This is a genomic window from Streptomyces sp. NPDC005784 (assembly GCF_042871525.1).
Classification (GTDB): Bacteria; Actinomycetota; Actinomycetes; order Streptomycetales; family Streptomycetaceae; genus Streptomyces.
In genome coordinates this window covers 1-4,674 of sequence record NZ_JBIAIQ010000097.1, presented here as the reverse complement: position 1 = coordinate 4,674, position 4,674 = coordinate 1, and the positions used below count along the sequence as shown (strand labels likewise).

Here is a 4,674-nt window from a genome sequence, read left to right as displayed (position 1 = left end):
GTACGTAACCGTCGAAGACGCCGTCGTCCTCCTGGACGAGCTGGAGAGCCATCTGACCGAGCACACGGTCGGCAGCCAGGCGCCGCTCGAAGAGCAGCGGTAGCCGACAGCACAGCACCCCCCTGTCACCGCCGCAGAGCGCGGGCCACCACGGCGACCACGGCGGCGAGCGCGCTCATGACGGCGGCCCCCACCCCGAGCGGCTGTGCGAGCGCCGGGTGCTCGCGGGCGAGGTAGATGGCGGCCCCGGTGATCAGCAGCCCCAGCACCAGAGTGAGGAGCAGGACCGCCAAGCGCAGCTCTCGGTGATCGCCGTCCTGTCGGCGGGGCGCGTCCGTGTCCGTGGTCATGAGCGGTACGTCCTTTGCACATCGGGCATCGGCGGCGACGTCCTTACGTGGACGTCGCCGCCGATGCAACTGGTGAATGGCATCCACGGTGGCTGCTGCGCGACGGCAGTGATACGCCAAACCAGCGCCATTTCGTGGCCACTTTGCAGGTCGGCCACCGAGACGACCGGACGAAGGTGGGGGGTCTCTAAAAGCCGTCCGCTCTCCCCGCGCGTTCCGGTAGCGTCCCTCCGTGGCTTTCAGCAAGGTGCCCAGCGCCGCCGACCAGCGCCTCATCGACCACGCAGCACGTCACGGCTTCACCGTCACCGTCAAACAGCTCGCCAACTGGCGGCGGGCCGGACTCCTGCCGGGGAACATCCCCGGCGGAGGCCTCGGCCGGGGCCGGGGCAGCATGTCCACACCGCCGCCCGCGAGCTTCGACCTGGTCGCCGCTCTCGCCCGCCTCGGCGGGCGGGGCAAGCGGCCGGCGGACCTGGCGCTGCTCCTGTTCGCCGAGGGCCTCCTGGTACCCGAGGCGACGGTCCGTGCCGCCTTCCGTGCCGCCGTAGACGCCGACGCGCTTCCCGGCGAGGACGACGCCTCAGCCGACGGCCTTGACCCGGACGAGCGGCTGGATCAGATCTCCCAACGGCTCGCAGATCGTGGCCAGGTCCTCACGCTCGTCCCGGCCCGCGCCCGCCGTATCGACGAGCGCATCACCCGCGCCCTCGGTCAACTCCCGCCCGAACTTCTGGAGCTGGACCAGAACCCCGAGCCGCAGCCGCTCACCCCCAAGGACGCCACGCTGACCGCCGTGACCGCGACCATCGGCGGTTCCGTCCCCCTCCAGGACATCGGCGCCATGCTGCGCGCCATGAGCCCCGCCATGGCAGCAAATCCGATGGCCTCGCACGTCGAGACCACCCAGGCCGACGTCCCAGAGGCCGCTTCCAGCATCCTCGCGGAGGACGGCTCCCTGGCCTTCCTCCCCGACGGCGACCCCCGTGATGTCCTGCGCGTGTTGGCCGACACGGCTCCGCTGGAAGACCTCGCCGCCGGCTGGCGTACGGCCGTCCAGGTGCGGGAGTGGGCACTGGATCTGTGCCAGCGCGTCGAGGGCGAGTTGGAGGCTGGGCAGCTCGGCACAGCTGTCGAGGAGTGGCTGCACGGCAGGCAGCTGATGTCAGGGCTCTCCGTCATCGCGACCCTGCGCGAGCCGCGCTGGACACCCTCGCGGAGTGCATTCTCAGCACTGATGTGGCTGTTCCAGTGCCAGGCACTCGCGATGCTCGACAGCCTGCTCCCCGGCTGCCAGTGGCACCTCCTCAAGATCCCGGGGTTTGCGCCCACGCCCGTCCGTGACCTGATTCTCAGCAAGGTCATCGGCCCAGGCACAGCATCAACCGCAGAGACCACCATCGGCTGAAGCTGGAGCCGCAAGTCGCAGCGGTCGACGCTCGGGCGCCGGAGAAGCAGTGGCCGGTCAGGGTCTGCCCGTCCAGCCCCGCCCGCCACGGCCCGCACTCATCTTCCACCGTGAGGGCGCTGCCGCCGTTCCTCCGCACACGAGTTGCCAACTCGTCCAGCCCCTGGGCCGACGCCGCCATGCCGTGATCCTTTCTGCGGCCGTCTCCGGTAAGCAGCAGGAGAGCTATATCGGCCGCGGTGCCACTTCGCGCAGGCCGAGCGGGGCGCCGGGGTTGATGTGCTCGGCCGGGTGCGGGCGGTGTCCCTCCCGGCTATCGAGTATGGGAGGCCGCAGCGAACTCCGCGCAAGGTCGGCCGCCCGGTCTTCTCCGCTCCTGCGTCACGGAGAAAAACCGGCCGTCCTCCCCTGCACTCCGCTCGGCGGCCTCCCGAATCTCTCTTCGCCGGGAGGGGCCGGGGCCGATCTCCACGGCAACGCATCTCCCAGGGTCACGCCCGTCACCCGGCCGCAGCACTCGGGGCGCACCCGCCTCAGACAACTACACCAACAGCCGCATTCGCCCAGCCCAGAGCCCCTGTTTCGCATTGACCACAACCCTCAAGAAAGATAGATTTACCTATGTCAACACGGGGCAGGGCAAAGCCCCGGGAACCCACTCGCGATCAGGAGATCCCATGGACCTGAACGACTTGAAGCAGCCGCTCCAGCTCAACGACACCACAGAGCTCAAGGCGGTCTTCGACCCAGCCTTGCGGTGCTTCTCCGCGCAGCTGTGGAAGGACGGCGACCCGGCTGGACTGCTCGGGCTGGTCGGCCAGTTCACCCACCCTGACGACGTCCTGGACGCGGTCGACGACTTCCTCACCGAGCAGGGCGAGAACCCGCTGACGGAACAGCAGTTGGGCCGCTTCGGCGGGATGCTGATCATGGCGAAGGGAGGCCCGGACGCCGCGATGCTTCAGCTCGCCATCGACGACCCCTCCAGCTTCCTCCCCCTCTTCTGACCCACCACCCCTTCCGGGGGCCAGGGCTGTCATCATGCCCGGCCCCCGGCCGCGGAGCCCGCCCGTCGCACGGCACTCCCCATCGCACGCCGCGCGAACCTGACGGCGCCTCCTCAGCCCGAACTCCCACCGGAAGCGAAGGGATCAGACAGCCCTTGCGTACTCCCGCAGCCATCGCGCAGATCGCCGCCCGGATCCTCGGCGGCACCTGGGCCGCCGAGGGCGGCACCTGGGGGGTCAACGGCCGCTTGGCCACCCCCGAGACCGACACCTTCACCCTCCACGTCGACGACCACGGTCATCTGTGCCTGGAAACCGTCTTCGACGGCTCCGGCGAGATCGGCCGATTCCCCGAGCCGACAACCGCCGACGACGCCGAGACGACAGCCCGCGACGTCGCCGAGGTTATCCGCCTGTACCTGGCCAACAAGGAAGGCAAGCAGGACGCCACGCTGTACCAGGAGCTGAACCGGGGGGTGCACTTCTCCGGCGCGGACTACAGCGACCCGGAGATGTCCTGCCACCCCAGCTCCACCGTCGCGGGAGCCGCCTGCTTCTTCTACATCGACGAAGCCGGCGTCCTGCGCGTCTCCGTCCACCTGGACGGGCTCACCGAAATCGGGACCCGGATCTGGGGCGAGGACGCCGTACCCATGCGGATCACGCTCGACGGCGGAGTGGTGTTCGCCTCCATCGGCACGTGGGTGGTCCAGTTCCAACATCCCGAGGACGGCGGGGACGACGGCGTGTGGGAATACGCGATCCCCGCGGAGGAGGCCCCGACCGACGCGTCGGCCCGTGCCCTCGCCACGGAGCGGTTCCTGGCCGACCTCAACTCCCACGAAAACGCCGACGCTTGGACTGGCACCACGATCCGCAGCGTACGGCTCACGGATCACCCGTCGGCGGCCTGAGCTCCGCATTCGCAACCGGCCATCGGTCGGCCCGGAACATCTCAGCGGCCCCGTTCTGACGCTCACCGAGTTCTCCCGGATGCCGCCCGCCTCCCGCGCGGGCGGCATTCGACCGGGCGCAACGCTCCTTCCCAGGGCGGCAGTTCGGCCCAATCCCGCAGAGATGCGCGCCGACCTCACCGACGTCGCGCCCAGCAGAGCGCAGATTCACCTACGTCGCAGAAGGGGGCAGGGCAAGGCCCCCTGGAACCCACCATCGGCAAGAGGTCTACACATGGGTGCCCACAGCCCGCAACTACAACTCGACCTTTGGCAAGAGCATCCCCCTTCAGCAGTCGGCGTGAAGCCGGTGACCGTGCTCTCGTACGGCCTGGGGGCGGATTCCACACTCGTCTTGATCGAAATGCTGCGCGACCCGGCCAGCTACGGCCTGGAGCCGGACCTCTCCGACCTGATCGTGATCACGGCAACGGTCGGTTCGGAATGGGAGGACACGGTCAGGCTCGTCGAGGACCACATTTTCCCCCTCCTCCGGCGCCACCGGGTCAGGTACATCCAGGTCGCGCGGTGCGGCCCGTACGAAGCGGACGGCTGGGAAGTCCTCGCGGACTCCTGCGATCCGCAGCACTTCATCCCGCGAGGCCGCTGGACCCTCATGAACGAACTCTCCCTGAACGGCACGGTCGTCCAGGCCGCCGGCGGGAACTCGTGCTCGCTGAAGTACAAGGGCTGGCCGCTGGACCAGTGGGGGCTGGCCGAGTTCCCCGACCGGCCGTTCCGGAAGATCGTCGGCTACCACGCCCGCGAACACAAGCGCGCCCGCACGTACGACGGATGCCAGCACGAGGACAACCGCAAGGCTCGCCGGACCATCTGCACCGTGGAGTACCCGCTCATTGCACAGGGCTGGGATCGCGACATCGTGGAAGCACGACTGTTCACCGAATTCGACTTCCTGTGGCCCAAGTCCTACTGCACGTTCTGTGTCTACTCAG

At 69.0% G+C, this 4,674-nt stretch carries 4 protein-coding genes and 1 pseudogene; 4 read left to right on the top strand and 1 reads right to left on the bottom strand.

The genetic code is table 11. The annotated features are described in order from the left end of the window. Positions 1-125: 125 nt before the first annotated feature. Positions 126-350, bottom strand: a complete 225-nt coding sequence (locus tag ACFYR3_RS45515; protein WP_389288304.1) for a hypothetical protein — start codon at positions 348-350, stop codon at positions 126-128. A gap of 232 nt (positions 351-582) precedes the next feature. On the opposite strand from ACFYR3_RS45515, the gene ACFYR3_RS45510 reads away from it, so the two are divergent. From ACFYR3_RS45510 to ACFYR3_RS45495, 4 genes and pseudogenes are all read left to right on the top strand, one after another. Next, positions 583-1,758, top strand: coding sequence for a hypothetical protein (locus ACFYR3_RS45510; protein WP_389288302.1), 1,176 nt, complete (start codon positions 583-585; stop codon positions 1,756-1,758). 677 nt (positions 1,759-2,435) lie between these two features. After that, positions 2,436-2,765 carry a hypothetical protein gene (locus tag ACFYR3_RS45505; protein WP_389288300.1) on the top strand — a complete coding sequence of 110 codons (330 nt, stop codon included), beginning with the start codon at positions 2,436-2,438 and terminating at the stop codon, positions 2,763-2,765. Between the two features lie 155 nt (positions 2,766-2,920). After that, positions 2,921-3,679 carry a hypothetical protein gene (locus ACFYR3_RS45500; RefSeq protein WP_389288298.1) on the top strand — a complete coding sequence of 253 codons (759 nt, stop codon included), beginning with the start codon at positions 2,921-2,923 and terminating at the stop codon, positions 3,677-3,679. A gap of 340 nt (positions 3,680-4,019) precedes the next feature. Beyond that, positions 4,020-4,674 (top strand): annotated as a pseudogene (locus ACFYR3_RS45495) (hypothetical protein); the annotation flags it as partial.